The sequence below is a fragment of the Ferrimonas sp. YIN67 genome (assembly GCF_057219095.1).
The window spans coordinates 72325-98048 of the sequence record NZ_JBXVVJ010000002.1 but is presented as its reverse complement, the minus strand read 5'-3'; the positions used below and the strand labels follow the sequence as shown (position 1 = coordinate 98048).

Annotated in this window: 22 protein-coding genes; 15 read left to right on the top strand and 7 right to left on the bottom strand. The window is 57.0% G+C overall.

Annotated features, from left to right (window positions below; translation table 11 throughout):
• Window positions 1-254 precede the first annotated feature (254 nt).
• The 10 genes from pabB (at window position 255) to AC2D8U_RS04085 (ending at window position 13292) form a co-directional block, all read left to right on the top strand.
• Window positions 255-1679: an aminodeoxychorismate synthase component I gene (gene pabB, locus AC2D8U_RS04130; protein ID WP_484617783.1), complete on the top strand. Its 1425-nt coding sequence runs from the start codon at window positions 255-257 to the stop codon at window positions 1677-1679.
• A 112-nt stretch (window positions 1680-1791) separates the two neighbouring features.
• Window positions 1792-2250: a TlpA family protein disulfide reductase gene (locus AC2D8U_RS04125; RefSeq protein WP_484617782.1), complete on the top strand. Its 459-nt coding sequence runs from the start codon at window positions 1792-1794 to the stop codon at window positions 2248-2250.
• Window positions 2251-2285: 35 nt separating this feature from the next.
• Window positions 2286-2501, top strand: coding sequence for a DUF4266 domain-containing protein (locus AC2D8U_RS04120; protein ID WP_484617781.1), 216 nt, complete (start codon window positions 2286-2288; stop codon window positions 2499-2501).
• Complete coding sequence (locus AC2D8U_RS04115) at window positions 2492-3823, top strand: DUF3570 domain-containing protein (protein ID WP_484617780.1); 1332 nt, start codon at window positions 2492-2494, stop codon at window positions 3821-3823. The genes AC2D8U_RS04120 and AC2D8U_RS04115 overlap by 10 nt, the downstream gene beginning before the upstream one ends.
• 1 nt (window position 3824) lies before the next feature.
• Window positions 3825-4721, top strand: a complete 897-nt coding sequence (locus tag AC2D8U_RS04110) for an FAD:protein FMN transferase (RefSeq protein ID WP_484617779.1) — start codon at window positions 3825-3827, stop codon at window positions 4719-4721.
• A gap of 184 nt (window positions 4722-4905) precedes the next feature.
• Window positions 4906-5295: a hypothetical protein gene (locus AC2D8U_RS04105; protein WP_484617778.1), complete on the top strand. Its 390-nt coding sequence runs from the start codon at window positions 4906-4908 to the stop codon at window positions 5293-5295.
• Window positions 5296-5405: 110 nt separating this feature from the next.
• Window positions 5406-6002, top strand: coding sequence for an NUDIX hydrolase (locus tag AC2D8U_RS04100; RefSeq protein ID WP_484617777.1), 597 nt, complete (start codon window positions 5406-5408; stop codon window positions 6000-6002).
• A gap of 100 nt (window positions 6003-6102) precedes the next feature.
• Complete coding sequence (gene asnS, locus AC2D8U_RS04095; protein WP_484617776.1) at window positions 6103-7503, top strand: asparagine--tRNA ligase; 1401 nt, start codon at window positions 6103-6105, stop codon at window positions 7501-7503.
• A 1077-nt stretch (window positions 7504-8580) separates the two neighbouring features.
• Complete coding sequence (locus AC2D8U_RS04090; RefSeq protein ID WP_484617775.1) at window positions 8581-12381, top strand: hypothetical protein; 3801 nt, start codon at window positions 8581-8583, stop codon at window positions 12379-12381.
• 371 nt (window positions 12382-12752) lie between these two features.
• Window positions 12753-13292 (top strand): murein L,D-transpeptidase catalytic domain family protein, encoded by a 540-nt coding sequence (locus tag AC2D8U_RS04085; RefSeq protein WP_484617774.1) that lies wholly within the window; start codon window positions 12753-12755, stop codon window positions 13290-13292.
• Between the two features lie 22 nt (window positions 13293-13314).
• Here the strand turns inward: AC2D8U_RS04085 and AC2D8U_RS04080 are convergent, their stop codons facing one another.
• From AC2D8U_RS04080 to AC2D8U_RS04060, 5 genes are all read right to left on the bottom strand, one after another.
• The gene (locus AC2D8U_RS04080; RefSeq protein ID WP_484617773.1) at window positions 13315-14169 is read right to left on the bottom strand and encodes a hypothetical protein; all 855 of its coding nucleotides are present in this window, start codon (window positions 14167-14169) and stop codon (window positions 13315-13317) included.
• A gap of 66 nt (window positions 14170-14235) precedes the next feature.
• Window positions 14236-14736, bottom strand: a complete 501-nt coding sequence (gene ilvN, locus AC2D8U_RS04075) for an acetolactate synthase small subunit (protein WP_484617772.1) — start codon at window positions 14734-14736, stop codon at window positions 14236-14238.
• Between the two features lie 2 nt (window positions 14737-14738).
• Window positions 14739-16457, bottom strand: coding sequence for an acetolactate synthase 3 large subunit (locus AC2D8U_RS04070; RefSeq protein WP_484617771.1), 1719 nt, complete (start codon window positions 16455-16457; stop codon window positions 14739-14741).
• Window positions 16458-16748: 291 nt separating this feature from the next.
• Window positions 16749-17204 (bottom strand): hypothetical protein, encoded by a 456-nt coding sequence (locus tag AC2D8U_RS04065; protein WP_484617770.1) that lies wholly within the window; start codon window positions 17202-17204, stop codon window positions 16749-16751.
• Window positions 17205-17239: 35 nt separating this feature from the next.
• Complete coding sequence (locus AC2D8U_RS04060) at window positions 17240-17878, bottom strand: hypothetical protein (protein ID WP_484617769.1); 639 nt, start codon at window positions 17876-17878, stop codon at window positions 17240-17242.
• Window positions 17879-18000: 122 nt separating this feature from the next.
• Here AC2D8U_RS04060 and AC2D8U_RS04055 point away from each other — a divergent pair, with 122 nt between their 5' ends.
• Window positions 18001-18645: a nitroreductase family protein gene (locus tag AC2D8U_RS04055; protein WP_484617768.1), complete on the top strand. Its 645-nt coding sequence runs from the start codon at window positions 18001-18003 to the stop codon at window positions 18643-18645.
• A 30-nt stretch (window positions 18646-18675) separates the two neighbouring features.
• Here the strand turns inward: AC2D8U_RS04055 and AC2D8U_RS04050 are convergent, their stop codons facing one another.
• Window positions 18676-19779: a hypothetical protein gene (locus AC2D8U_RS04050; RefSeq protein ID WP_484617767.1), complete on the bottom strand. Its 1104-nt coding sequence runs from the start codon at window positions 19777-19779 to the stop codon at window positions 18676-18678.
• A gap of 202 nt (window positions 19780-19981) precedes the next feature.
• On the opposite strand from AC2D8U_RS04050, the gene speB reads away from it, so the two are divergent.
• Complete coding sequence (speB, locus tag AC2D8U_RS04045) at window positions 19982-20905, top strand: agmatinase (protein ID WP_484617766.1); 924 nt, start codon at window positions 19982-19984, stop codon at window positions 20903-20905.
• 66 nt (window positions 20906-20971) lie between these two features.
• On the opposite strand, the gene AC2D8U_RS04040 is transcribed toward speB, so the two are convergent.
• On the bottom strand, window positions 20972-21310 hold the full coding sequence (locus tag AC2D8U_RS04040; RefSeq protein WP_484617765.1) for a Grx4 family monothiol glutaredoxin: 339 nt from the start codon (window positions 21308-21310) through the stop codon (window positions 20972-20974).
• 200 nt (window positions 21311-21510) lie between these two features.
• Between AC2D8U_RS04040 and sodB the strand changes: the two genes are divergently transcribed.
• The 3 genes from sodB to AC2D8U_RS04025 all read left to right on the top strand — a co-directional run bounded on the left by sodB (window position 21511) and on the right by AC2D8U_RS04025 (window position 25713).
• A complete protein-coding gene (gene sodB, locus AC2D8U_RS04035) occupies window positions 21511-22092 on the top strand; it encodes a superoxide dismutase [Fe] (protein WP_484617764.1) in 582 nt (193 codons plus the stop codon).
• A 394-nt stretch (window positions 22093-22486) separates the two neighbouring features.
• Entirely contained in the window at window positions 22487-24421 is a 1935-nt protein-coding gene (locus tag AC2D8U_RS04030; RefSeq protein WP_484617763.1) for a PrkA family serine protein kinase, read from the top strand.
• Between the two features lie 20 nt (window positions 24422-24441).
• Entirely contained in the window at window positions 24442-25713 is a 1272-nt protein-coding gene (locus AC2D8U_RS04025) for a YeaH/YhbH family protein (RefSeq protein ID WP_484617762.1), read from the top strand.
• Window positions 25714-25724: the final 11 nt, after the last annotated feature.

The window sequence follows — 25724 nt, the reverse complement described above, 5'->3', positions numbered from 1 at the left end:
TTAATTTGACAGCACGCTTATACCAAGTGGATGGAGATGAACGCCACTCCCTCTTCCAGCCAGGCGACACGCTTAACACCTCCTCACTGTGACCATGGTGCAGAAAACACCACTCTGGCGCATTCGCGGTTAAACTGGTCGAGATGGCGCACAGCATAACGACGACAACTGACCGTTCTCCCATACAGACGGGGTGGCTTATGCTATCCTCGCGCCCCAGTGAACTGACCTTCAACCAATTCTGAACCTGTTGCATGCCTTTGATCCGCCGTTCTATTGACCCAACTGCCCTGCACGCCACCACCGGCGTCGATCCCCTGTGTCCCCTCGCCCTGTTTGCCCCGCTGGCCCAGCGCCCCTGGGCCATGCTGCTTGACTCGGCGGCGAGCCGAGCAGGGAATAACCACCCGGATGCCCGGTTTGATCTGATCGTGGCCGATCCCATCGCCACCCTCACAACCCGGGGTACGACGACTCAGGTCGTCAGCGCAGGGGAGTCCTTCGAGAGCCAGGCCGATCCCCTGCTGCTGCTGCAACAGGCTCAGCGCCGCTTGCTGGGCCCCCTGTGCGATCGGGAAAAAGATCTGCCCTTCACCGGCGGCGCACTGGGCCATTTCAGCTACGATCTGGGCCGACGCTTCGAGCGTCTGCCGAGCCAGGCTGCCGATGACATCAATTTGCCTGAGATGGCCGTGGGGATCTACGACTGGGCACTGGTGATCGATCACCAAAAAGAGGTGATTGAACTGATCGTTCGCGGTGATGAGGCGGCCTGGCAACGGCGCTGGGATTGGTTGCTTCAACAACCTGAGAGCCACGAAGAGAAGGAGGCATTTCAACTTACCGGCCCCTGGCAGGATCAAACCGATCGCCAGCGCTACCAGCACAGCTTCGAGCGGGTTCAGCAATACCTGCGCAGTGGAGACTGCTACCAGATCAATCTCACCATGCGCTTTAACGCCCCCTATCAAGGGGATGAATGGCAGGCCTATCGGCAATTGCGCCAGGGCAACCAGGCCCCCTTCTCAGCCTTTATCCGCCTGCCCGATGCTGCCCTGCTCAGTCTGTCGCCGGAGCGCTTTATCCAGGTGAATGGCCGCAATGTGGAAACCAAACCCATCAAGGGCACCCGTCCCCGCCACGCCGATCCCCTGCAGGACGCCTCGGCCGCCGAGGAGTTGCGTCACGCTCCCAAGGATCGTGCCGAGAACCTGATGATCGTGGATCTGCTGCGCAACGATCTGGGCAAGATGGCCGCGCCGGGCAGCGTTCGGGTTCCCAGCCTCTTTGCTATCGAAAGTTTCCCTGCGGTTCACCACCTGGTCTCCACCGTCACCAGTGAGTTGGCCGAGGGCGCAACGGCGCTGGATCTGCTGCGAGCCGCCTTTCCCGGCGGCTCGATCACCGGGGCGCCCAAGATCCGGGCGATGGAGATCATCGAGGAGCTCGAGCCAAGCCGACGCAGCCTCTACTGCGGCAGCATCGGCTACCTGAGCCAGAATGGCCATATGGACACCTCCATCACCATCCGCAGCCTCGTCGCCATGAGAGGGGCCAAAGATCGGCAACTCTACTGCTGGGCCGGTGGCGGGGTGGTCGCCGACAGCCAGTGCGATGCCGAGTATCAGGAGATCTTCGATAAACTCAGCCGGATCCTACCCCTCCTGACCATGGATTGAGCCCCAGTCAGAAAAATTTACACAACTTATTGGCAACAAGGAGTTCTAATGCAGTAATTCTTTCGGTATTACTGCATTAGACCGTACTTGTTGTACAAGGAGTTGTCGCTTGATGAACCGGATCCTCAGCCTGGGCTTTCTGCTGCTTTGCTCCGCCTTTGCCCAGGCCCAACCTGCCCCCGATTTTCAGCTGGACACGGGTCAGCCCTTGACCGAGCTGTCCAAAGAGAAACTCGTCTACCTGGACTTCTGGGCCAGCTGGTGCGGTCCCTGCCGCTACAGCTTCCCCTTTATGAACGAACTGCACGGTGAACTGTCGGCGCGAGGGCTGGCGGTGATCGCCGTCAATGTCGATGTGGATCCCGAGGATGCCAAACCCTTCCTGGCCAAATATCCGGCCAACTTTCCCATCCATTATGATCCCGATGGCACCATCGCCGAAGCCTACGCCGTACCCGGCATGCCCACCAGTTACCTGATCCGCGACGGGCAGATCCTCAAGCGCCATATAGGCTTTCGCAAAAGCGAAGTCGAGGCATTAAAGGCCGAGATCGCTGCGCTCCTGCCCTGATCCGCAAACCGAGCCACCGCAAAAAGGACATTGCGATGAAATCACACTTCCTGCTCCTCACCGCCGGCCTGTTACTTGCCGGCTGTGCCCAGCTTGGGGTGGAGCCCTGGCAGCGGGATCGCCTGGCCGATCCTCGTATGACACTGGAAGCCAACGCCATCGACAAGAGCTTCGATGACCATATCTACTTCTCCAAGGAAGCCAGTAGTGGCGGTCGCGGCACGGCGGGCGGGGGGTGCGGATGCAACTGAGCCAAACCCAAAACCCATCCACACCGGTCGGCCAGGCAACCCGCTTCGCCAATATCTCAGGAGCATTGGCTCTGGCCAGCAGCGCCCTGGTTGCCGCGCCAGCCCAGGCCGACTGGCTGGGCGAAGACGGTCAGTGGCAATTGGATACCGCCTTGCTGGCTTACGCCGAGGATGGCGATCGGGTCCAGGCGCTTGAAGGGAAGATCCAGGGGGTACGTACCAATGCCGATGAGCAAAGCCTCTCCCTGGCATTGACCTGGGACGCGCTCACCGGGGCGTCAGCCACCGGCGCCGTGCCACAAAATGCGCCCCAGACCTTTACTCGCCCCTCGGGCAAAGGCGAATACGTTACCGCCCCGGGCGATACCCCACTGGATGACTCCTTCCGCGATACCCGGGTTCAGCTCAACGCCGGCTGGGCCCAGGCGGTTGGACGAGACTGGGAGTTTGACGTCATCAGCCACCTATCCAAGGAGTATGACTATCTCTCCCTGGGCCTGAGCGGCGGCATAACCCGGCTGTTTGATCGGAACAACACGGCTCTGCGTCTAGGCGCCTCTTACTTCGCCGACACCTTTGAACCCGAAGGGCGGATCCCCATAGCCCTGGCGGCCATGCCACTGAGATCGGATTTTAACGATGAATCGGCCTTTATCGACGCCTTCAACGCCACGCGGGGCAAGGCCAATGAGGATAAAACCACCGCCGAGCTGACACTGGGCCTGACCCAGGTGATCAATCGCAGCCTCGTTATGCAGCTGAACTACAGCTATGCCCAAGTAGACGGCTACCAGACCGATCCCTTTAAACTGGTCAGCGTCATCAACAGCGAGGGAGTGGCCCTGCGCCACCTCTACGAGTCCCGGCCCGATCAGCGCACCAAGCACGCCGTGTTCTGGCAGGCCAAGGTCCACCTGGGAGGCCCGGTGCTCGATGCCAGCTATCGCTTGATGAGCGATGACTGGGGGATCGACTCCCATACTTTGGATCTGCGCTATGACTACCGCTTTGGTAACGGCCACTATCTGGAGCCACACCTGCGCTACTACCGCCAAGCCAAGGCCGATTTCTATCGCCCTTTCCTGGCCGAGGGGGAGCCACAACCTATTTATGCCACGGCCGACTACCGTTTGGCCGACATGGATACCCTGACCCTCGGCCTCAAGTACGGCTTCCCCATTGGCGAAACTCAGGAGGCCTCCATACGGCTGGAATACTACATGCAGTCACCCAAGGGTGAGGCAGGTCCTGGCCAGTTGGCAGATCTGGAATTATACCCAGAGGTCAACGCGCTGATGGTCCAGCTCAGTTACCGTTTCTGATATGAGCGTACGACTTACCCGCACCGCCCATCACTGGCATGGCCACTTTATCGCCATGGCCAGTGACTGTGAGCTGCTGATCGATCCCTGTCCTGAGCCCCAGGCCCGACAGCTGCTTCACCAGGCTCATGCCATCACCGAGCAAATCGAAGCCAAGTACAGCCGTTATCGCCATGACAGCCTGTGCAGCGCCATCAACACGTCAGCAGGCAGGCCAGTTGCCATCGACGCCGAGACCCATGGCTTGCTTGAGTTTGCCCATCATTGCTATCGCCTCAGCGAAGGCCTGTTTGATCTCACCTCTGGGATCCTGCGCCGTGTCTGGCAGTTTGATGGCAGTGATGCTTTACCGGATCCTCAAGCGATTGAGGAGTTGCTGCCCCGGATCGGCTGGGACAAGGTGCGTTATAACCGGGACAGCCTTACCCTGCCCGCTGGCATGGAGCTGGATTTTGGCGGGATCGGCAAGGAGTACGCTGTCGACCGGGTCGCAGCCCAGATGGCACTGAAGGCACCAAACTTGTCGGTGCTGGTCAACTTTGGCGGCGATATTGCCGTCTCCGTGCCAAGGGAAACGCCCTGGCAGATCGGGATCGCCAACACCGCCATCCACACTCGGGCCGATGCCCTGCTCTCGATCCGTCAGGGCGCGCTGGCCACCAGCGGCGATAGCCGGCGTTTCCTCCTCAAGGAGGGGATCCGCTACAGCCACCTGCTCAACCCCAGGACAGGATGGGCCACCCAGGGGGCCCCCGCCCAACTCACCGTGGCCGGACAAACCTGCCTGCAGGCTGGCCTGCTCAGCACCCTGGCGCTACTGCATGGCCCCCAAGCCGAAGCCTTTATCCAAGCACAGCAAGTCCCCTACTGGCTCAGCCCGAATTTGGGGTCAGAGTAAAAACTCCCTTACCTAGTTTTTACTCTGACCCCAAACTGCACCATAGAAACTTTGCCGGTCACTATTCCACCACTCGTTAAGCTCTCGTTAATCTCCATCCAGGCATGATTCCATTCGAACCTTACACAGGTCCGTGAAAAATCCATCGTCACGCACTGGATCGATACCGTTGGAGGAGCGACACATGAAAAATCGCATTTTACTGGGTGTACTGGCTGCGGCCATTGTCAGTTTCCACAGCGTTGCGGCCCCTTACAGCTGCGAACAGTTGAACGCCGATCTTAAAACTGAACCCTCAGCCGAGTTACGGGCCGAGCTCGGCAGCCTCTATGAGAATCAGGTCGAACCCATGCAGTGGCAGGAGTATGGCACCTCCTTTTTCGAAGAGGCCGGTGTCGAGCAACGGCGCGAGGCCATCGCCCGCATGCTGTCCGCCTGCCAGCAACCCGCGAACGCGCAGCGCAGCGTCACTGAAGTGATGCACTTGGCACAACGTGCGGCCATGCTCCAACACATCCCAACTGAGCAGATTGAGCAGTATCGGCAGAGCCGCATCGCCCCCCGCCAGTTCTAACTCTAACTCTGGGGTCAGAGTAAAAACTGGGGGAGTTTTTACTCTGACCCCAGACTCGGGAAGCAAAGTCTGGCAAGCTGGTAGGCACGACCATTTCCATCAGGGCTGTTATGAACCGGCAGGAGTTTCTTACCCGATATCAACTGGGCCCTCTGCCCGAGCAAGAAGACCCTCTGAGTCAGGAGTTTCGTCATCACCCAGATTTGAGGGATGCGGCGGTGCTCATTGCCCTGGAGGAGATCGAAGGCCGACTTCATCTGCTGCTGACCGAGCGTACCGCGGATATGCCAACCCATGCGGGCCAAATCGCCTTCCCCGGCGGCAAGATGGATCCTTGTGATCAAACGCCCTGGGATACGGCGCTGCGCGAGTCCTGGGAGGAGATCGGCCTGCCTGCCTGCCATGTCCAGCGCATTGGCGTAATGCCCGTATTTCATACCATCAGCCGCTTCCGAATCTATCCTCAGGTGGGCCTGATCACCAAGCCCTTCAAGCCCGTCCTGTCCGAGCGGGAGGTTGCCCGATTGTTTCATGTTCCACTCGAGGATTTCTTCGGCCAGCGCCACCGTTGGCAACTTCCGGTCCGGCGGCAAGGAAGCCATCATGGCGTTTACTTTATGCCCCATCGGGTCTGGGGGGCGACAGCGGCTATGATTGAACAACTGGTCCGGCAACTCGGCTTTGCCCAAGCACCGCCGGGTCCCTGAAAACGCCCCTTGAGAAACTGGCATTTCAAGGTAAGATGGCGGGTTCCCGGCAAAAGCCGAAAAGTTATTATTATTCGACTCGTTGGAGATTTTTCCGAGTATGACCCTGGCAACCATTGCTGACGTCCTGAAAGGCGATCACGCTGTCGGCTCCGAAGTGACTGTGCGCGGCTGGATCCGCACCCGTCGCGACTCTAAAGCTGGCATCTCTTTCCTGGCTGTTTATGACGGCTCCTGTTTTGACCCAATCCAGGGCGTAGTCCCCAACGAGCTGCCCAATTACAATGACGAAGTGCTGCGCCTGACCGCTGGCTGCTCCGTCGAAATGACCGGTGAAGTGGTAGAGTCCCCTGGCAAAGGCCAGAAATATGAGATGAAAACCACCGCTGTTAAGGTGGTTGGCTGGGTCGACGACCCGGATACCTACCCAATGGCCGCTAAACGTCACTCCATCGAGTACTTGCGCGAAGTGGCGCACCTGCGTCCACGCACCAACATTACCGGTGCCGTGATGCGCGTGCGTAACAGCCTGTCCCAGGCGATCCACCGTTTCTACCACGAGCAGGGCTTTATCTGGGTTGCCACCCCGATCCTGACCGCCTCTGACTGTGAAGGTGCCGGTGAGATGTTCCGCGTCTCCACCCTGGACATGAACAACCTGCCACGCCAGGAGAATGGCGAGGTGGATTTCGACAAGGACTTCTTCGGTAAGGAAACTTTCCTCACCGTATCCGGTCAGCTCAATGCTGAGACCTACGCCTGTGCCCTGGGCAAGGTGTACACTTTCGGTCCAACCTTCCGTGCCGAAAATTCCAACACTTCTCGCCACCTGGCTGAATTCTGGATGGTGGAGCCGGAAGTGGCCTTTGCCGATCTGGATGATGTCGCCAAGTTGGCCGAAGGAATGTTGAAATACTGCTTTAAAGCGGTACTGGAAGAGCGCATGGACGATCTGCAGTTCTTCGAGCAGCGGGTCAATAAGGATGTGATCAACCGTTTGAAGGCCTTCGTTGAAGCGGACTTCGCTCAAGTCGATTACACCGATGCCATCGAGATCCTGCAAAACTGTGGCCGTGAATTTGAATTCCCTGTGTCCTGGGGGATCGATATGTCCTCCGAGCACGAGCGCTATCTGGCAGAGGAACACTTCAAGGCCCCTGTCGTGGTGAAAAACTACCCGAAAGACATCAAAGCCTTCTACATGCGCATGAACGACGACGGCAAGACCGTTGCCGCCATGGACGTGCTGGCCCCGGGCATTGGTGAGCTGATCGGTGGTTCCCAGCGTGAAGAGCGTCTGGATAAGCTGGATCTGCGTATGGACGAGATGGGCCTGCCCAAAGACGAGATGTACTGGTACCGCGATCTGCGCCGCTACGGCACCATCCCACATGCCGGCTTCGGCCTGGGCTTCGAGCGCTTGGTGAACTATGTCACCGGTGTCCAGAACATCCGTGACGTGATCCCCTTCCCACGGGCTCCACGCAGCGCCAACTTCTAAGCTCGGCATTAAGCATAGAAAGGCCGCCCAGTACAACTGGGCGGCCTTTTTTAGGCAGTGTACCAACGAACTGTTGCGCATTTTATTGTCATTCTGAGTTTATGGACTCCAGTGCCACTCGCCTTGTCGCGTTAGCGTGGTGCCGTGCAGGACGCACCAATGCCGTGGCAGCATGGATGTTGAGGAGCGGCCAAGCAAAGAGGGCAAGCCCTCTTTGCACTCTCCCTTTGCCGACCTTCGTCGCTAATCCTCTCTTTGAGGGATAGATCCTGCGGCATGATTTTGCGGAGAGCATCGCGAGTCGGCTTTATGACTGCGCAGTCCATGCTCTGTCATAAAGCCCGGCTACGGCATCCCTGCCTACGCGTTCAAACCTTCGGTTTTCATCCCTCTCTCCGCGCATCACTTCGGCTTTGTCACTGCGCCGCCCCGGCTTCGCGTCAAAGTCCGGCTGCGGCATCCCTGCCTGCGCGATCAAGCCTTCGGCCCTGTCTCAATCCCTTTCTTTCGGGCCACTCAAAGTCGGCGTGAAAGCAGGTGGCACAGCATCTTTAGCTTGCAAAACAATATGATGGGTATGTTCAACGGTTTACTCAGACACAGCCTTTTTTCTGAACCAAACTTACGCAGCAAGACGCAACGTACTGATGCTGCTGGTAAGCCTCTTCGCCTTCGGGACCAAATGGCCGTTAAGACACCCGCATCTCTCCCCTATTCTGCCTACGAGGCAAAGACCCACCAATGGGCGAAAGCAGGGCGCCGGGTCGAACAATAAGTTCACACATCTTCGAAAAACTCCCTCTTGACAGTTCCTTACGGTACTGACCCAAAAAAAGCGGGCATACTGTTCACAAGTGCTTAACACACATACATTGACAACGTTAAGCACATCCACCCAGTTCTTGCGACATTGGCATCTTGATGAAGAAACACGGCATGGAACTCAGATGCCAAGAGCCCCGTGCGGACGCTAAGGACTGAGTCAGATCTGCTACGGAAAGCACCGAGCAATTGACGTCCTATAGATGTGCAGACCGTAACAGCCTCATCACATCACGCTACGGATCAAGCAATGCTATGAAAGAAAAGAGCAGAACAAGGAAACCGGCATGGACCCGAATTGGCCTTGCCGCTTTGGCCTCGATAAGCCTATCTAATTCGGTAACGGCAGCCAGCCTCATCCCCCCAGATCGCGAATTCGCGCCTGAGATCACCACCCCACTCCTATTCGATGATTTTGAAACCGGCGTCCTGGCCGATCACTGGCAAATTTCCAGTGACACCCTGGTTCAGGTGGCCACTGGCGCCGCCAAAGATGGTCAGTACGGCGTCAGATTACGTAAAAGCGCCACCCTCGAAGCTCACTACTCGCTACCAGCCGCTGAGACGGTACAGATCAGTTACGATCGCAATGCCGTCGAGATGGTAACGGGCGAGTATCTCAAGGTTGAATGGCGCACAGATCAAGAAGGCTGGCAGGAGCTGGAAGTCGTAACCGAGCCGGGCTGGCTCGAACAACAGTTCAGCTTCCCATTGAGTGGCGAGCAATCGGTATCCCTGCGTTTCACCACGGTTTCCGCAAAGTTCGCACACCAGGGGCGTCTGGATAATATCAGCCTTCAAATCCAAACTTCCGGTGGCTGGTTGCCCCTGGCACCCAGCCATGCCGAGATGGCGCCCTGGCCATTCAATGGGGTGAGCGAAGCACACATGAGTGCCGTCGCCAAAGTTTCGGGCCAGTACGCCGTAGCGTCACGGGACAGCGCAGAGGTAGAGATCCGCGATATTCGCGAGTCTCTGCTGCACTCACTCGACCGCTTGCAGATGGAGAGTGCCTACCCGGCACTGGCCGCCGATGCCCGGTTGTGTGGCATGAACTTCACCCCTTCCGGACGACACCTTTTCCTGGCACTGTGCAGTCCGACCCAAGATGCGGATGCACTGCTGGCCTTCAACACCAACACCCTTGAGCTGTCGCTGTTTGCCACCCCGCAACTGACTCGAGAGGTTCACACCGTCGCCATGAGTTACTTCAAGGGCGCGCTCTTCGTCGGCAGTGATCAGGGCCTTTTGCGTTTCGACGCCGGGCGCAATGCGGTCTTTGAGGCCAGTCAAACCTTGGCAACGCCGACCCTTGTTTTCAGCACGACCGAGCCCGTACTCTCCAGCGCCCTGGATCTGGCGGATGAACAACTCTACCTGTTAACCTCCGCCGCCCTCTACCGCTTCGATCCCACCCTCCTCAGCGGCCTTCAAGTCGCCACTGTCGTCGATGCCAAGGCCATCACCCTGGCACGCACTCTGGGGGATGACAGCCAGGCCGGTTTGTATCTGCTCAAGGACGAACAGGGCTTTTCGGCCCTGTACAACAGCCCTTTATCACAACTGCGCGGCGCCTCGGCGCTCAGCTTTGAGCACTATGGCGATCTTACCGCCACGACCCACCAAGTCAGTGCCACCCCGGATGGCCGCCTGCTCCTGGTCGATGGCGGCGCCAGCATGCTGGCGGATCAGCGCGATACCCGCCTCGACTTCGAGGAATGGATCGCCGATGAGCTTCAACAGTATGTCCGGGCCATCAAGGGCCTGGTCGCCAGTGGCACCCTGCCCAATACCAATGATCTGGCACCGGAAGGTTTCCTGGTGCGCAAGATCTTCCAGGAGGGCAGTGGCCCCAGCAAGGAGCCCATTGCCGATAACGTGGGCTGGGCCCTGTATCTGCTGATGGCCGCCGATCTGGTCGCGCCGGATCCGGAGATAGAGCCGCTGATGGAGCTGTTGATCCAGCGCCACGCTGGCCTGCACCCGGACGGCCTGGCCACCGATTACACGGTTGATGGCCATTATGTCCGAACCTACTACATCGACGGGACGCCCAACTTCAAGAACAACGTGCAGCAGGTCTACATCAGCATGAAGTTCCTGCCGGCGGTCTATAAGGCAGTCGAGCTCTACCCGGATAACCCGAATTTCGCCGCCTATAAGGAGCACATGCGTCAACTGATAAAACGCTCCAGCGATACCATTCGCGCCAATCAGGGGATCACCTGGCAAAACGATAACCATGGGCCCTTGTTGATCAACAACGGCATGAGCAACGAAACCTGGCTGTTTGGGGATATCGGTGCGGCGCAGGATCCCATGGCCAGCCAGGACTATAACCACTATGTCTACGACCGAAGCAACATGGCGTACGACCACTGGCTCACCGGGGAGCCGGTGATCAAGGCCTCTCACTCCGCCTTTATCATCATGGGCAGCGCCATGATCCTGAATCATCATATGGAGGACCCAGGCTGGGCGGAGCAAAACCGGAACTATTACGCCATCACCCAGGCCGCCGGTGATGATATGGGAGCGCCCTACTTTGCCGGCTTCTCCGCGGGCAACAATCCCTATAACGGCAGCAGCTACTACAACGACGGACCCAGCGATCACCCCGGGGACATGCTCCACTTCCCCGCTGTCCTGGGTTTCGGTTTGCACGGTCACACCGATGCCGTGGTTGGGGCCTACATGGCCTACCGGGATGGCCGCCGCCAAACCATGACCAATACCGCAGGTGGCTCCCCTCAGACCATGCTGACCCGTTGGGCCGCTTCAGATCCCAGCTACGTGATGCCTTCGGTGGGTATTGCTGACTTCTGGTACGGTGCCATCGGCCTCGCGGAAACGGTCGCACCGGGAACCGTCGCCAAGCTGCGCAACGAGTTCTTCATCCCAGAGCTCAGGGTGTCTCAAGATGCCGAAGGACGGGACCGGCTCGATTACTCCCGCATCACCCCGCGCCACGTCTTTGGCCAAAACAGTGATGGCAGCGAAACCTCCTACGGCTTCCAGCTGTCGCCCTTCACCCTGCCCGCATCGGCCAGCCATATCGGATATCGCGTTGAGGATCCGGAAGGTGAGTGGCTGGAGCTGGATGACGTCCTGGAGCAGCGCTTTGGCAACAACCAGTTTGAACAGGGACTGGAGGGTTGGGCGCAGCGAGGTACGGGCAGCGTAACCATTATCACCGAAGCACAAGGGGCCCTGGTGGGCAACAGTGCGAGCCTCTCCGCGTCAGGAAGCGATGAGGTACAACTGTGCCAGAGCCGCTGGATGGCGCCGGATCTACCCGGCACCCGCTATGTGGTGCGTGGCAATTCGACCGCCCTTTCCGGGACCGGTAACCCAGGGCTTGTGGTGCACTGGGACAGCGATAACAACCTGGACAACGGCATCGAGCGAACGGACAGCAGCCTTGGTGTGGTGGGCAACCTGATGGGGGTCTCCACGGAAAAACCCGCGCTGGCGGACTACCTGCACCTGTGCTTTAGCCTGGGCAGCGCAGACGGAGACACGGTTCAATACGGATTCGACAACCTGTCTTTGATCCGGCTCGGTGCCGATGCTCAGATCGCCAATGGTAATTTTGCCGAGGGGATCACTGGCTGGCAGATCAAAAATGGTGGGGTCGTCTCTCTGACATCCGATCCGAATGAGGTACTGGAGGGCGACACCTCCATCAAGTACAGCATCGCCCAGGGCGTTGGCGGCTGGAAGCGCCTGATTCGCTCCTTCGACTTCAGTCAGGATCCCCTTGGCACTCGCTACGTCTTCAGGCTCGATACCGACGCCCTGGGGATGAGCGACAATGCCGAGTTTGAGGTGTACGCCGAGCTCTACGATGAGACGGGGAATTTGCTCCTCAACCGATCCGATATCGGCGACATTCTTCCAGGAAGCCAAGGGGAGATCCGTTTTACCCTGCGCAAACGCCCCGAGATCGATCATATCGTGCTGGGTCTGCAGATGCGCAGGCCGGATAAGACCCTCGCGGGCACCGATGTGGTGATCATCGACAACCTGCGCCTGGATAAAGAGCAACTCTTCTAAACAGGGCATTCGCTCCGGCGGAGCAAGGATCCTGGGCTTTTCGCCCGGGATCTTTTCCCGCTTGGCACCGAGGCATCACTCCGATCCCGGCGACACAGCGTCGGGCTAGCTGGGTTAGTGCCCTGCTCCCCTGTCAATCCAAGAACGTGATTCAGCACCCATCCTGGCGTACAAACATCCACCCACACTAGGTCAAATCTTGCACTTCTTGATAGAGTACCACCCATCCACTGATGACTGCACCCTTAACGAGCCCTAGAAGATACATGTTTCGTACCGTTACCAAAGTGTTACTGCACTTATGCATCCTTTTTCCTCTGTTTAGCGCCCATGCGAGTCCAACCGTACAAATACCTGCCTTAGAAGCCCAGGTGGAAGCACAGGGTCTGCTCGCCAGATTGGGATTGGATGATCGCCTCTCCCCGGCCCTTCTCGCCGATGCTGTGCAACGCTACGAACAGACCGAAGGCAAACAGAAGCCGCTACTGACCATCATCGACTACAGCAAGCCTTCAACGGACAAGCGCTTCTTCGTGATCGATATGGAGCAGCAAACCCTGTTGTATGACACCTATGTCTCCCACGGCGTTAATTCAGGTGTGCTGTTCGCCCGTGATTTCTCCAACACGGTCAACTCCCGGCAAACCTCCCTGGGCAGTTTCCTCACCGACGACACCTACTATGGTGGGAACGGTTACTCCTTGCGCCTCGATGGGCTGGATCCCGGGATCAACGACAATGCCCGCCGTCGTTATATCGTGATCCACGGAGCGGATTATGCCGATCCGAACTTTATCGCACGCACAGGCCGCCTGGGACGCAGTTGGGGCTGTCCGGCACTGCCTCCGGCACTGGCACGGGAAGTGATTGACACCATCAAGGGTGGCAGCGTGATCTACGCCCACGGCTAAGCCTCTTCGACTCGCGACTTTGTCACTCCAAGCCCAGAGGTTGCCGATTTCGCTCTAGGTAAAACAGCATGCGGATGGCGTGTTCAACCTGAGCCCCGATACGCCGATGGTAGAAGTCGTCATAAACGTGAGTCGGCTGACCACACTCCTTTGAGTGCAGATCGCCAAAACGGCAGGCACTATAGCGCGAAAAACCGGGCTGACTCTCGGGGGAAGGGGTTGTTAACCAGTAGCGACGCCAGGGGATCCCGCCCAGACCTGCCTCCTGCATTGCCCTTCGCGTGTCCTGCGCCGTCATTACCAATGCCTGCTGCGGAGTGAGCGGGGAGCCGTACCACTTCGCACAGCGAGCGGGATCCACCGCCAATTCCGGCGCCCTGTGCGGCTGATACCCATCGAAAGGGTCTTTGCGCCAGGCCACATGATAGATCGGGGCGACATGAGCCGGTACCGCCATGTCCTGCAGGTAGTGCAACACCTCCCCCAGCGCCCGCCAATCCGGCTCGTCACTGTTCAGGCTTGCCAGCAGTGCCGCCTCGGTACGCTCGAAGTCAGCGTGCAAGGAGCGCTCCATGGCCAACCAGCCCGAGGCCAAAGCCCTCGGTTGACCCTGAGCATAGGCGGCATCGTAGAAATGCCAGTTCCAGGTCCGACGAAGGGTCGGCGCATCGAGCCAACGATTGGCCTTCTCTATCCGGCGATACACCTCAGGCGTAATGGCCAGCGCCTTATGCGCCAACAGCCGCTGACACTGAGTAAAGCCGTCGACCGTTAGCCGGGTAGGAAGCTCATGCTGGGGCGGATTAAAGCCCCAACCCTGCGTTGCCCATAACGAAAAGCTCACCGCCAGCCCGAACCGCCATCCTCTTCTTAGCATTTGCCCCCCTAAAATGAAAAAAGCCCGCCGCAGCAGCGACAGGCTTTAGTGCAAGCATCCAGCGGATCAGGCCTTGAGGGATCGCTCACCCCGGGCGATCCCGACGACACCACTGCGCGCAACCTCGACAATCTCGGTGAACTCACCCAAGGCCGCCAGGAAACCATCGAGCTTATCGCTGGTGCCCGCTAACTGGACCGTATACAAGCCCTGGGTCACGTCGACGATCTGACCTCGGAAGATGTCCGCCATCCGCTTCACCTCATCCCGCGCCGACCCCTTGGCTTTGGCCTTAACCAGCATCAATTCCCGCTCAATATGTGCCGCTTCAGAGATGTTACTCACCTTGAGAATGTCGATCAGCTTGTGCAACTGCTTCTCGATCTGCTCTCGGGTGGCCTCGTCCACCACATTGGTGGTGATGGTCAGGCGGGACAGGGTTGCATCATCGGTTGGTGCAACCGTCAGGGACTCGATGTTGTAGCCACGCTGGGCAAACAATCCTACTACCCGGGACAGGGCACCGGGCTCGTTTTCCAAAAGGACGGAAACAATACTTCTTTGCATGATCAGGTCCTCTCCGTTTTGCTCAGCCACATCTCATTCATCGCCCCGCCGCGGATCTGCATCGGGTACACGTGCTCGGTCTCATCGACACTGATATCCACAAATACCAAGCGATCTTCCAGTGCCAGGGCATCGGCTAACTGCTGCTCCAGGGTATTGGGATCGGTGATCCGAACACCGACATGACCATACGCTTCGGCAATGGCGGCAAAGTCGGGCACAGAGTCCATATAGGAGTGGGAGTGGCGCCCCTGATAGATCATGTCCTGCCACTGCTTCACCATTCCCAGGAAACGGTTGTTGAGGTTAATGATCTTCACCGGGATGTCATACTGAAGCGCGGTGGACAGTTCCTGGATGTTCATCTGGATACTGCCATCCCCGGTCACACAAACCACCTGGGCATCCGGCAAGGCAAACTTTACTCCCATGGCGGCGGGCAGGCCGAATCCCATGGTTCCGAGGCCACCGGAGTTAAGCCAGCGTCTTGGCTTATCAAAGGGGTAGTAGAGCGCGGCAAACATCTGGTGCTGCCCTACGTCGGAAGCGACATAGGCATCCCCGTTAGTGAGCTTGTACAGGGTTTCGATCACCTGCTGTGGCTTGATCCGATCACTGTTGGTTTCATAGCTCAGGCACTGACGAGCACGCCAGGTGGCGATCTCATCCCACCAGGGCGCCAACACCTGTGCGTCCCGATCCGCGATCTTCTCCGGCAACAGTTGCAGCATGGTGGAGAGCACCTCGTCGGCCGAACCCACGATGGGAATGTCCACACCTATGGTTTTCGAGATGGAGGAGGGATCGATATCGATATGCAGGATCGTGGCATCGGGACAATATTTGGCCACGTTATTGGTGGTGCGATCATCGAAACGGACGCCCACGCCAAAGATCAGATCCGTATTATGCATCGCCAAATTGGCTTCGTAGGTACCGTGCATCCCCAGCATGCCCAGGGCGTTGGCATGGGTTCCGGGGAATGCCCCCAATCCCATCAGTGTGGTTACCACGGGAAGCTGAAGTTGCTCTGCCAGACTCAGCAGTTGCTGCTCACAGGCGGAGATCACCGCGCCGCCGCCAACATAGAGGACAGGCTTCTTGGCCGCCAGCAGTGCCTGCAGGCCCCGCTTGATCTGCCCTTTATGCCCCTGTTTGGTCGGGTTGTAGGAGCGCATGGCGATCGCATCCGGATACTGGTAGGGATAGAGGTTTGCCGGATTGAGCATATCCTTGGGGATATCCACCACCACGGGTCCTGGACGTCCGGACGAGGCCAGATAGAAGGCCTTCTTGATGATTTCAGGGATCTCTTCGGTATTTTTCACCAGGAAGCTGTGCTTAACCACTGGCCGGGAGATCCCCACCATGTCGCACTCTTGAAACGCATCATTGCCGATCAGGTTGGACATCACCTGCCCCGACAGCACCACCATGGGGACAGAGTCGTAGTAGGCGGTCGCGATCCCGGTGATCGCATTGGTCGCCCCGGGGCCGGAGGTCACCAGCACCACCCCGACATCGCCCGTGGCACGGGCATAACCATCGGCCATATGCACCGCCGCCTGCTCATGGCGAACCAGCACATGTTCAATACGGCTTTTCTCATGCAGGGCATCGTAAATATCGAGGACAGAGCCACCAGGGTAGCCAAAGATGTGTTTGACACCTTGATCGATCAGCGAACGGACGATCATATCCGCGCCGGATAACAGTTCCATGTTGCCTCCAATGCAAACATTTAGGGCTTATTCGTAGCCTAAGGATTTAAGAGGCCTGGCTTTGCGCCAAGCGGTCGCCAAGGCGACCCACCACAATACGTGGCTGTGTAAACATTAACCCGGATTGGCGCGGGGCGATAGGGGGGGATCCACTTATGACAACAGTGGGGATCGCTATGTTCGGCATATAACAAACAATATAGGCTAAGACTTTGTATTCACTGGGGAAAGACGGAATAAACCCTGTTTAGGAATGAAATACGCCCAATTCGCCCATGGCAAAACTGGCGCTTAACCTGGCGATCTTTGATGTCGCTCCATACGGATCTCGGTAGCCCGCCCCGAAACGCACCCAAAAAGCTCGGAGGAAACCCGCTCCACCTCGACAAATCCCCAGCGAGAGAAGATCACCGGGTTGGGGGACTGGGCCACACACCACAGGCTCAGATGATCACCGGGCGCACAACACCTAAGTATCGCCTGCAGCAAACGCCGCCCCTCCCCCTGTGCAGGAAGCATAACCGCCAGTTTACGCAGATAAAGGCAGCTACCCTGGCGCCGGATCTCAACGCCCCCTCTCAGTTGCCCTGAGACGAACCAGCCCAGTGGTTGCCATGACTCGGCTGGTGAGTCCTTGGGGGCGGTCGGGACAAGCCAGTAATGGTCGCGCAGGGGACGAAAGGCCTGGTCGATCAGACGATCAAACGCCCCCTGTTCACTGTCATCAAGAGGTCGTAATTGGCTCACATGCCCGTTTGAACCGGTATCAAGGTGCAAGGCCATCAGTGCAGCGCATTGCCACAGCCCAGATAACTGCGCTTTCCGGTATCGAGCATCACCTTGGTAGTAAATCTCTCCCCGCTCATGCTGTCACGGCACTCACCGGGGTAAAGCTCCACGGTCCAGGCTTGCCCCTGGCTGTCCAAAACGTAGAGGGTCCTTTGGCTAAACAGCGTGATCTTCTCCACCGTCACCGGGACCTCGACCTTGTCGTAGCCCTGCCAGAAGCGCATCTGCTCGCCAGCGATCTCCAAGATCCAGGGAGGCTCTTGTCCCATCGCCCTGAAATCTACGCCATTAAGCTTGGCGTGTTCCCATTGGGCTTTGGCTCGATTATTTCGGCAATCGCCCGGATCACCCAGCGCCCCTGTTAAGCTGGCCAGTTCACCGTCAAGGGTTAAAGAGAGCGTTTCATCGGAAAAAAGATGAGGCGTATCATGGCTGCGTTTGAGAAACCTAGTCTGTTCTGGCAGAAACACCACGGCCTCGTCACCCTCGATACGTGTCACAAAACTCTCGTTGCCACACTCCATAACCAGAGTGGTGGCGTCCGTATCCCAGATGTTGACTGGAGTGGCCGGTTGACAACCGGTGAGCAGAGCCGCGATGGCGAAGACATAACCCTTTTTGTGAATACACATACGACTTCCTTTTGGCTTATGTGAACCCGATCCCGCTTACTCCTTCCCTGGCTCTTGCAACTGGGATCCGCTAGAACGATAGTTTGTCTCATCATACCCAATAGCAATGAAAAGAGGCAGTCATGATCCACACTTTACAGCAGGCCCTTGAACAGCGTTACGCCACCAAGGTATTTGATCCAAAAGGGATCGCTGAAGAAGATAAGATTGAAGCACTGCTCAACACCCTCTGCCTGGCTCCGACCTCCATCAACAGCCAACCCTGGCACCTGTATATGATCACGGCCCAGGAGGAGAAAGCCCGGTTAGCTGGCGCAGCCTGGGACAATAACAAGCCAAAATTCAACGATGGCTCTCATCTGTTTCTGTTCTGCGCCAAAACGGAGTTTGGTGAGCCGGAAGTTCGGGCCATCGAAGAAAGCGTGGCCAAGACCCGCGGTGGGGAAGTTAACGAAGCGCGCATCGCCATGATGACCAACTACGTCAATGGCATGACGAGTGAACAACGCGCGGAATGGATGAAGCGCCAGGTATACTTGGTTTTCGGTCAGTTTTTGCTGTCCTGTGCCCTGCTCGAACTCGACTCCTGCCCGGTCGAAGGGTTCCTGCCAGAACAGATGGACGAATTGATGGCACTCAAGGAGCAAGGCCTGACTTCGGTTGTGGCCGCCGTAGTGGGCCAGCGCAGTGCCAACGACTTCAATGCCCTGGATAAGGCATCCAAGGTTCGCTTCCCCCAGACTCAGATGATCACTCAGATCCGCTAAAGCGGCCTCGCCGGTCCCCCGTGGACCGGCTTACTCCTCGGGAAACTGCTCCGCCCACTGGCGAAACTGAGCGGAGCGCAGGAAGGCCTGGCCCTGCTCTGGGTACAGTTGTGTCACCATTTCTTTGTTAACTGGCACATCAAACCTGTGCACCATGCCATCGAGACCGGCGATCGCGATACTGTGATCGCCAATCAGGATCCCTAACTGCATCTGTAGCCAATACGCGGGGAAATAGTTAGGCTCATTGATCAACGCCAACCGAGCATAGCGCCTTGCCTCGACCAGTTCGTTGCGTTGTAACGCCCGTATCCCCATCTCCGCCTGCAGGGCAATATCCTGCTGAAGGTCGTGTGCCATACGACCAAACTCAACCCGACAATTGCGTTCCATGGTCTGGAGACACAAGGTCGTCTCCAGCAAGGTATAATCGCCCGCCAGCAATTGTGCCTTATCCAGATCGGTCAGGTCGTCGAGCCAGTTCAGCCCCTGACTCATCAAAGCCCTGAGCAGCAGATCCCTCACCAGCACGTCCCTGCGAGTCAGCGGCAGGGTATTTCGATAGCCATCGAGCACACTAGAGGTATCGCTTTCGCCGCGATTATAGGGACCAAGGAGGGAAAAAAATTCAACGAACCCTGACTCCATACCCATCTGGCTTGTCATTAGACGTTGATATAACGCCTCCATCAACTTCACCTGGCTCAATTGAAACAGCCGGTTTCCCATGTCTTCAATCTGGAGCCCCTCTCCGTTCAGGGAGATATCGAAGTAGAAATACTCGACACTGTAATCGGAATGAACCAATCGAAACTGCAAGCGATGCACGCCTGGTCCCAGCACTGGGCTTGGCTCCCGTAGCTGCCATTGTCCATCCTGAGCGTGGAGCAACAGCTCTGCCAACCACTCCTCGTTGAGCGTGCGCCAGCCAGGGTCGTCCTTATACTGGGGGTCAATGGCCGCTAAAGGGTGGGGCGGAGAAAACACCCCCTGCAGGTAGGCGAGATCCGAGTGGTTCAAGGCGTCGGCCAGTCGAATGGCGGCGGGCGCAGGCTGCAACGGGGAAACGGTCTGCGGAGAGGGCGTACTGGCACAACCGGTAAGCAACAGGAAAGCAACAAGGGCACGGCGCATGGGACCTCGGCTGGCAAAACGGAAAACCCTTTGACCTTATGCACTGGCTGCAGATCTGTCCAATTGCTTAAAAGCTCCGCAAACGGTACGCGGGTCGTTCAACCGACGCCCCCTCTGGATGACAATTTCGTGCGGGCGGGCGACAATATGCATCCTACCCAACACTTCCTGTCTCTCGACGCGACACTATTATTGGAACTTTATGGCTACCCTAGCGGATAAACCCGATTACTCACTTTACGCCAACGCCTTTGGATTTTTGCGCCAGCCGCTGAATTTCCGTCCCCAGGACAGTGACGCGGATCTGGTGATCACCGGGGTACCCTTCGATCTGGCCACCACGGGACGCGCCGGTGCCCGCCAGGGACCGGAAGCCCTGCGCAAGGCTTCGGTTAACCTGGCCTGGGAAGGTGCCCGCTGGCCATGGGACTTTGATCTGCGTGACAAACTCAAGATGGTGGATTGTGGCGATCTGGTGTTCGATTGTGGCAATCCCCAGCAGATGATGGATGGCCTCACCGCCCACGCCGACAGCCTGCTGGCCCAGGGTAAAGTCCTGCTGACGTTTGGTGGTGATCATTTCATTACCCTGCCCCTGCTTCGAGCCCACGCCCGCCACTTTGGTAAGCTGGCTTTGATCCATTTCGACGCCCATACAGACACCTACAGTGCCGGTGGCCAGTTCGATCACGGCACCATGTTCTATCACGCACCCAAAGAGGGTCTGGTGGATCCCAATCATTCGATCCAGATCGGGATCCGCACCGAGTATGTGCGGGAAGGCCATGGTTATCAGGTGATCGAAGCCGATAAAGCCAATGAGCTCAGTGCTAATGAGATCATCGCGAACATCAAGGCTCGAGTCGGCGATCTTCCCATCTACTTAACGTTCGATATTGACTGTTTAGATCCTGCCTACGCTCCGGGCACCGGCACGCCGGTATGTGGGGGTCTGACCTCAGACAAGGCGATGAAGATCCTGAGGGGCCTGGTCGGCCTGAACATCGTCGGGATGGATCTGGTCGAAGTAGCACCCGCCTACGATCATGCCGATATCACCGCTCTCGCCGGAGCGACCCTGGCCACCGAAATGCTGCACCTTCAAGCCCTTCGCCTGAAAGGTTAACAAGCAACACGAGCCATCAAAAAAGCGGAGCCAGAGGGCTCCGCTTTTTGCTGAGGCTATTACTGCTTAAACCTGATCACCCTGGGCATACTTGGCGGCCGTTTCTTTGATCAGCTGCTGCAATTCACCTTTCTGGAACATTTCCATCATGATGTCGCAGCCACCAATCAACTCGCCATCGACCCACAACTGAGGGAAGGTCGGCCAGTTGGCAAAGGCAGGCAATTCGGCTCGAATGTCCGGATTTTGCAAAATGTCTACGTAGGCAAACTTCTCACCACATTGCATCACGGCCTGGGCGGCTTGAGAAGAAAAGCCACAGCTTGGCAGCTTTGGAGAGCCCTTCATATACAAAATAATTGGGTTCTCTTCGATCTGGCTTTTGATCTTGTCGATGGTTTCCATATTTCACGGTTCTCACTGGGTTCAATCGTGACATTTTACGCTATTCGTACCGTGTCACAAAACACCAAATTTTGTGTGGGTAAAAAAATCGCCATTCAAACGCTTGAAGTCATTGAAGTTGATGCGCGTCACGTTTTGGTAAGGTAGACTGACCGCCAGCACATAGATACAAGAACAATCAGCCTGATTAGGAGATACACATGGCTTTTGAATTACCCGCCCTGCCCTACGCCAAGGACGCCCTGGAACCCCATATCTCTGCCGAAACTCTGGAGTTTCACTATGGCAAACACCACAATACCTATGTGGTCAAACTCAATGGCCTGATCGCAGGGACCGAGCTGGAAGGCAAAACCCTGGAAGAGATCGTTAAGTCTTCAGATGGCGGCGTGTTCAACAACGCCGCTCAGGTATGGAACCACACCTTCTACTGGCACTGCCTGGCTCCAAATGCCGGCGGCAGCGCGCAAGGGGCCATCAGCGAGGCGATTGACGCCGCATTCGGTTCTTTCGAAGCCTTCAAGACCGAATTTACCAACTCTGCCATCAATAACTTTGGCAGCGGCTGGACCTGGCTGGTGAAAAAAGCCGATGGCTCCGTTGCCATCGTTAACACCAGTAACGCCGCCACCCCTCTGACCGACGACGTGACTCCGCTGCTGACCGTCGATGTCTGGGAGCACGCCTACTACATCGATTACCGCAACGCCCGTCCAAACTATCTGGAAGCGTTCTGGAATCTGGTCAACTGGGACTTCGTTAACAACAATTTTGCTAACTGAATTTCACTCCCGTGAGAACCTTAAGGGACCCTGCCGGGTCCCTTTTTTGTCGCAGATCCGCGCAACAGGCTCAGTTCAATCCCCTCCCCTTAACACTTTCCCGACACATTTAGATCCACGCTGCGCTGGCATAATGGTCATTATTTGCGCGATAGTAGTCTGTGACGGACCGCACTTTGATGGCCTCGAAAGCGCTGGATGCAACCGTCTCTCGGAATAATGGGTCTAATGCCAATAAGATCCAGATAGCGATTCCGCTAGCCCATCAAAGAAACGCAGTCGATTTATTTGTTCTTGTTTTATTTTAATCGGTTAGGGAATTAGCGTCTAAGCTATGGAAGAGGGTGGTTCCGGGGGTCACCTTCTTTCACACACACAGATTTGGGGGTGGCCAATGAGCATCTTTGAGCATTACCAACACCGTTATGAGCAGACCCGAGACGAGGATTACAGCCTTCAGGACTTCCTGGCACTGTGTAAGGATGATCGTAGCGCCTACGCAACCGGAGCCGAACGCCTGCTGATGGCAATCGGTGAGCCCGACATGGTGGATACGGCATTGGATCCGCGTCTGTCGCGCATCTTCAGTAACCGGGTTGTGCCGCGTTACCCAGCCTTCTCCGAGTTCTACGGAATGGAAGACGCCATCGAGCAGATCGTCTCCTATCTCAAACACGCCGCTCAGGGTCTGGAAGAATCCAAACAGATCCTGTACCTGCTGGGACCCGTCGGGGGGGGTAAGTCCTCCCTCGCCGAAAAGCTCAAAAAGCTAATCTGCAAAGTTCCTGTCTACGTATTGACCGCCAATGGCATGCGCAGTCCGGTGAATGACCACCCCTTATGCCTGTTCGATCTGGAGGAGGATGGCGAGATCCTCAAATCCGAATATGGCGTGCCCAAACGTTATCTGCGCAATGTAATGTCCCCCTGGGCTGCCAAACGCCTTCATGAGTTTGGTGGCGATATCAGTAAGTTCAGAGTCGCCAAAGTCTACCCTTCGGTGCTGGACCAGATCGCCGTGGCGAAGACTGAACCCGGTGACGAGAACAATCAGGATATCTCCTCGCTGGTGGGCAAGGTCGACATTCGCCAACTGGAGCATTTTGCCCAGGACGATGCCGACGCCTACTCCTACTCCGGCGCCCTCTGTAAAGCCAACCAGGGGATCATGGAGTTCGTGGAGATGTTCAAGGCCCCCATCAAAGTACTGCACCCCCTGTTGACCGCTACTCAGGAAGGTAACTATAACGGTACCGAAGGCCTCTCCGCCCTGCCCTTCTCCGGGATCATCCTGGCCCACTCCAACGAGTCCGAATGGCAGAGTTTCCGCAATAATAAGAACAATGAAGCCTTCCTGGATCGGGTCTACATTGTCAAGGTGCCCTACTGCCTGCGGATCTCCGAAGAGCAGAAGATCTACGAAAAGCTGTTAACCAACTCGGAACTCAGTTCGGCCCAATGTGCCCCGGGCACACTGGGGATCCTCAGTCAATTCAGTGTCCTCTCCCGGCTTAAAGACCCTGAGAACTCCTCCATCTACTCCAAGATGCGGGTCTACAATGGCGAAACCCTCAAAGACACAGATCCTAAGGCAAAGTCCCATCAGGAATATCGCGATTTCGCCGGTGTCGACGAAGGCATGAACGGTCTGTCCACGCGCTTTGCCTTTAAGATCCTCTCTCGTGTCTTCAACTTCGACCATGCCGAGGTTGCCGCCAACCCGGTTCATCTCTTCTATGTTCTGGAGAAGCAGATTGAGCGGGAGCAGTTCCCCGGCGAGTTGGCCGAAAAGTACCTGGAACACTTGAAGGGATACCTTATCCCGAAATACGTGGAATTTATCGGCAAAGAGATACAGACCGCCTATCTGGAGTCTTACTCTGAGTACGGCCAAAACATCTTTGACCGCTATGTCACCTATGCCGATTTCTGGATCCAGGATCAAGAGTACCGGGATCCGGAAACCGGACAGCTGTTTGACCGGGCCGCCCTCAATGCTGAACTGGAAAAAATTGAGAAACCTGCAGGGATCAGCAATCCCAAGGACTTCCGTAATGAGATCGTTAACTTCGTACTCAGGGCTCGGGCCAATCACGGTGGCAAGAACCCCAACTGGACCAGTTACGAAAAGTTACGCTCGGTGATCGAGAAGAAGATGTTCTCCAACACCGAAGATCTGCTGCCGGTGATCTCCTTCAATACCAAGACCTCTCAGGATGAGCAGCAAAAGCACGACGACTTCGTCGATCGCATGATGGAAAAAGGATATACCCGCAAGCAGGTTCGGCTTCTTTCCGAATGGTACCTGCGTGTCCGCAAGTCCAGTTAACGACAGTAGAAGGAGCGGGTATGGCGCATTTTATTGACCGACGACTGAACGCCAAAGGCAAAAGCACGGTGAACCGCCAGCGCTTTTTGCGGCGTTATAAGCAGCAGATCAAGAAGGCCGTTTCTGACTCGGTGACCAAACGCAGCGTCACCGATGTCAGCAGCGGAGAGAAGATCAGCATTCCGGCCAAAAACATCTCGGAGCCAGTCTTCCATCATGGAAGTGGTGGAGATCGAGAACGTGTCCACCCGGGTAATGACCAGTTTACCCGGGGAGATCGGATTGAGCGACCGCCCTCCGGGGGCGGTGGCGGGGCAGGCAAAGGGGACGCATCGGACTCGGGTGAAGGGCAGGACGACTTCGTGTTTGATATCTCCAAAGATGAGTATCTCGACCTGCTGTTCGATGATCTCGCCCTACCGAACCTTCAGCGCAACAGCCTGGACAAATTGGTGGAGTTTAAAACCTTCCGCGCCGGGGTCACCACGGATGGCGTCCCCGCCAATATCCATATTGTCCGTTCCCTGCGCCAGTCACTGGCACGACGAACCGCGATGAGTGGCAGCAAACGACGTCGACTCAAGACATTGGAGCAGGAGCTGACCGCACTGGAGGACACCCCAGGCTCCTGCGCCGATACGATTGGCCGCATCAAGGAGGAGATGAAGGAGCTAAAACGCAAGATCGATGCCGTACCCTTTATCGATACCTTCGATCTGCGCTACAACGCCTTCGTCCAACGACCGGTCCCAACCTCCAAGGCGGTTATGTTCTGTCTGATGGACGTATCCGGCTCCATGGATCAGGCCACCAAGGACATGGCCAAGCGCTTCTACATCCTTCTCTATCTTTTCCTCACCCGAACCTATAAGGCGTTGGATGTGGTGTTCATTCGTCACCATACTCAGGCCAAAGAGGTCGATGAGCATGAGTTTTTCTACAGTCAGGAAACCGGGGGAACCATCGTCTCCAGTGCCCTGAAACTCATGAACGAGATCCAGGCCGAACGTTATCCGGCCGACGAATGGAACATCTATGCCGCCCAAGCCTCGGACGGTGATAACTGGGCCGACGATTCGCCTCAGTGTCGAGAACTGCTGGATAAGAAGATCCTGCCTGTGTGCCGCTACTACACCTATATCGAGATCACGAATCGGGCCCATCAGACTCTCTGGCGGGAGTACGAAGCCCTGTCTGAAAGCAATCCACACTTTGCCCTGCAACACATACGCTCCGTGGAAGACATCTATCCCGTATTCCGCGAACTGTTCAAAAAACAGCAGGCTGCTTGAAATTTTTGGGG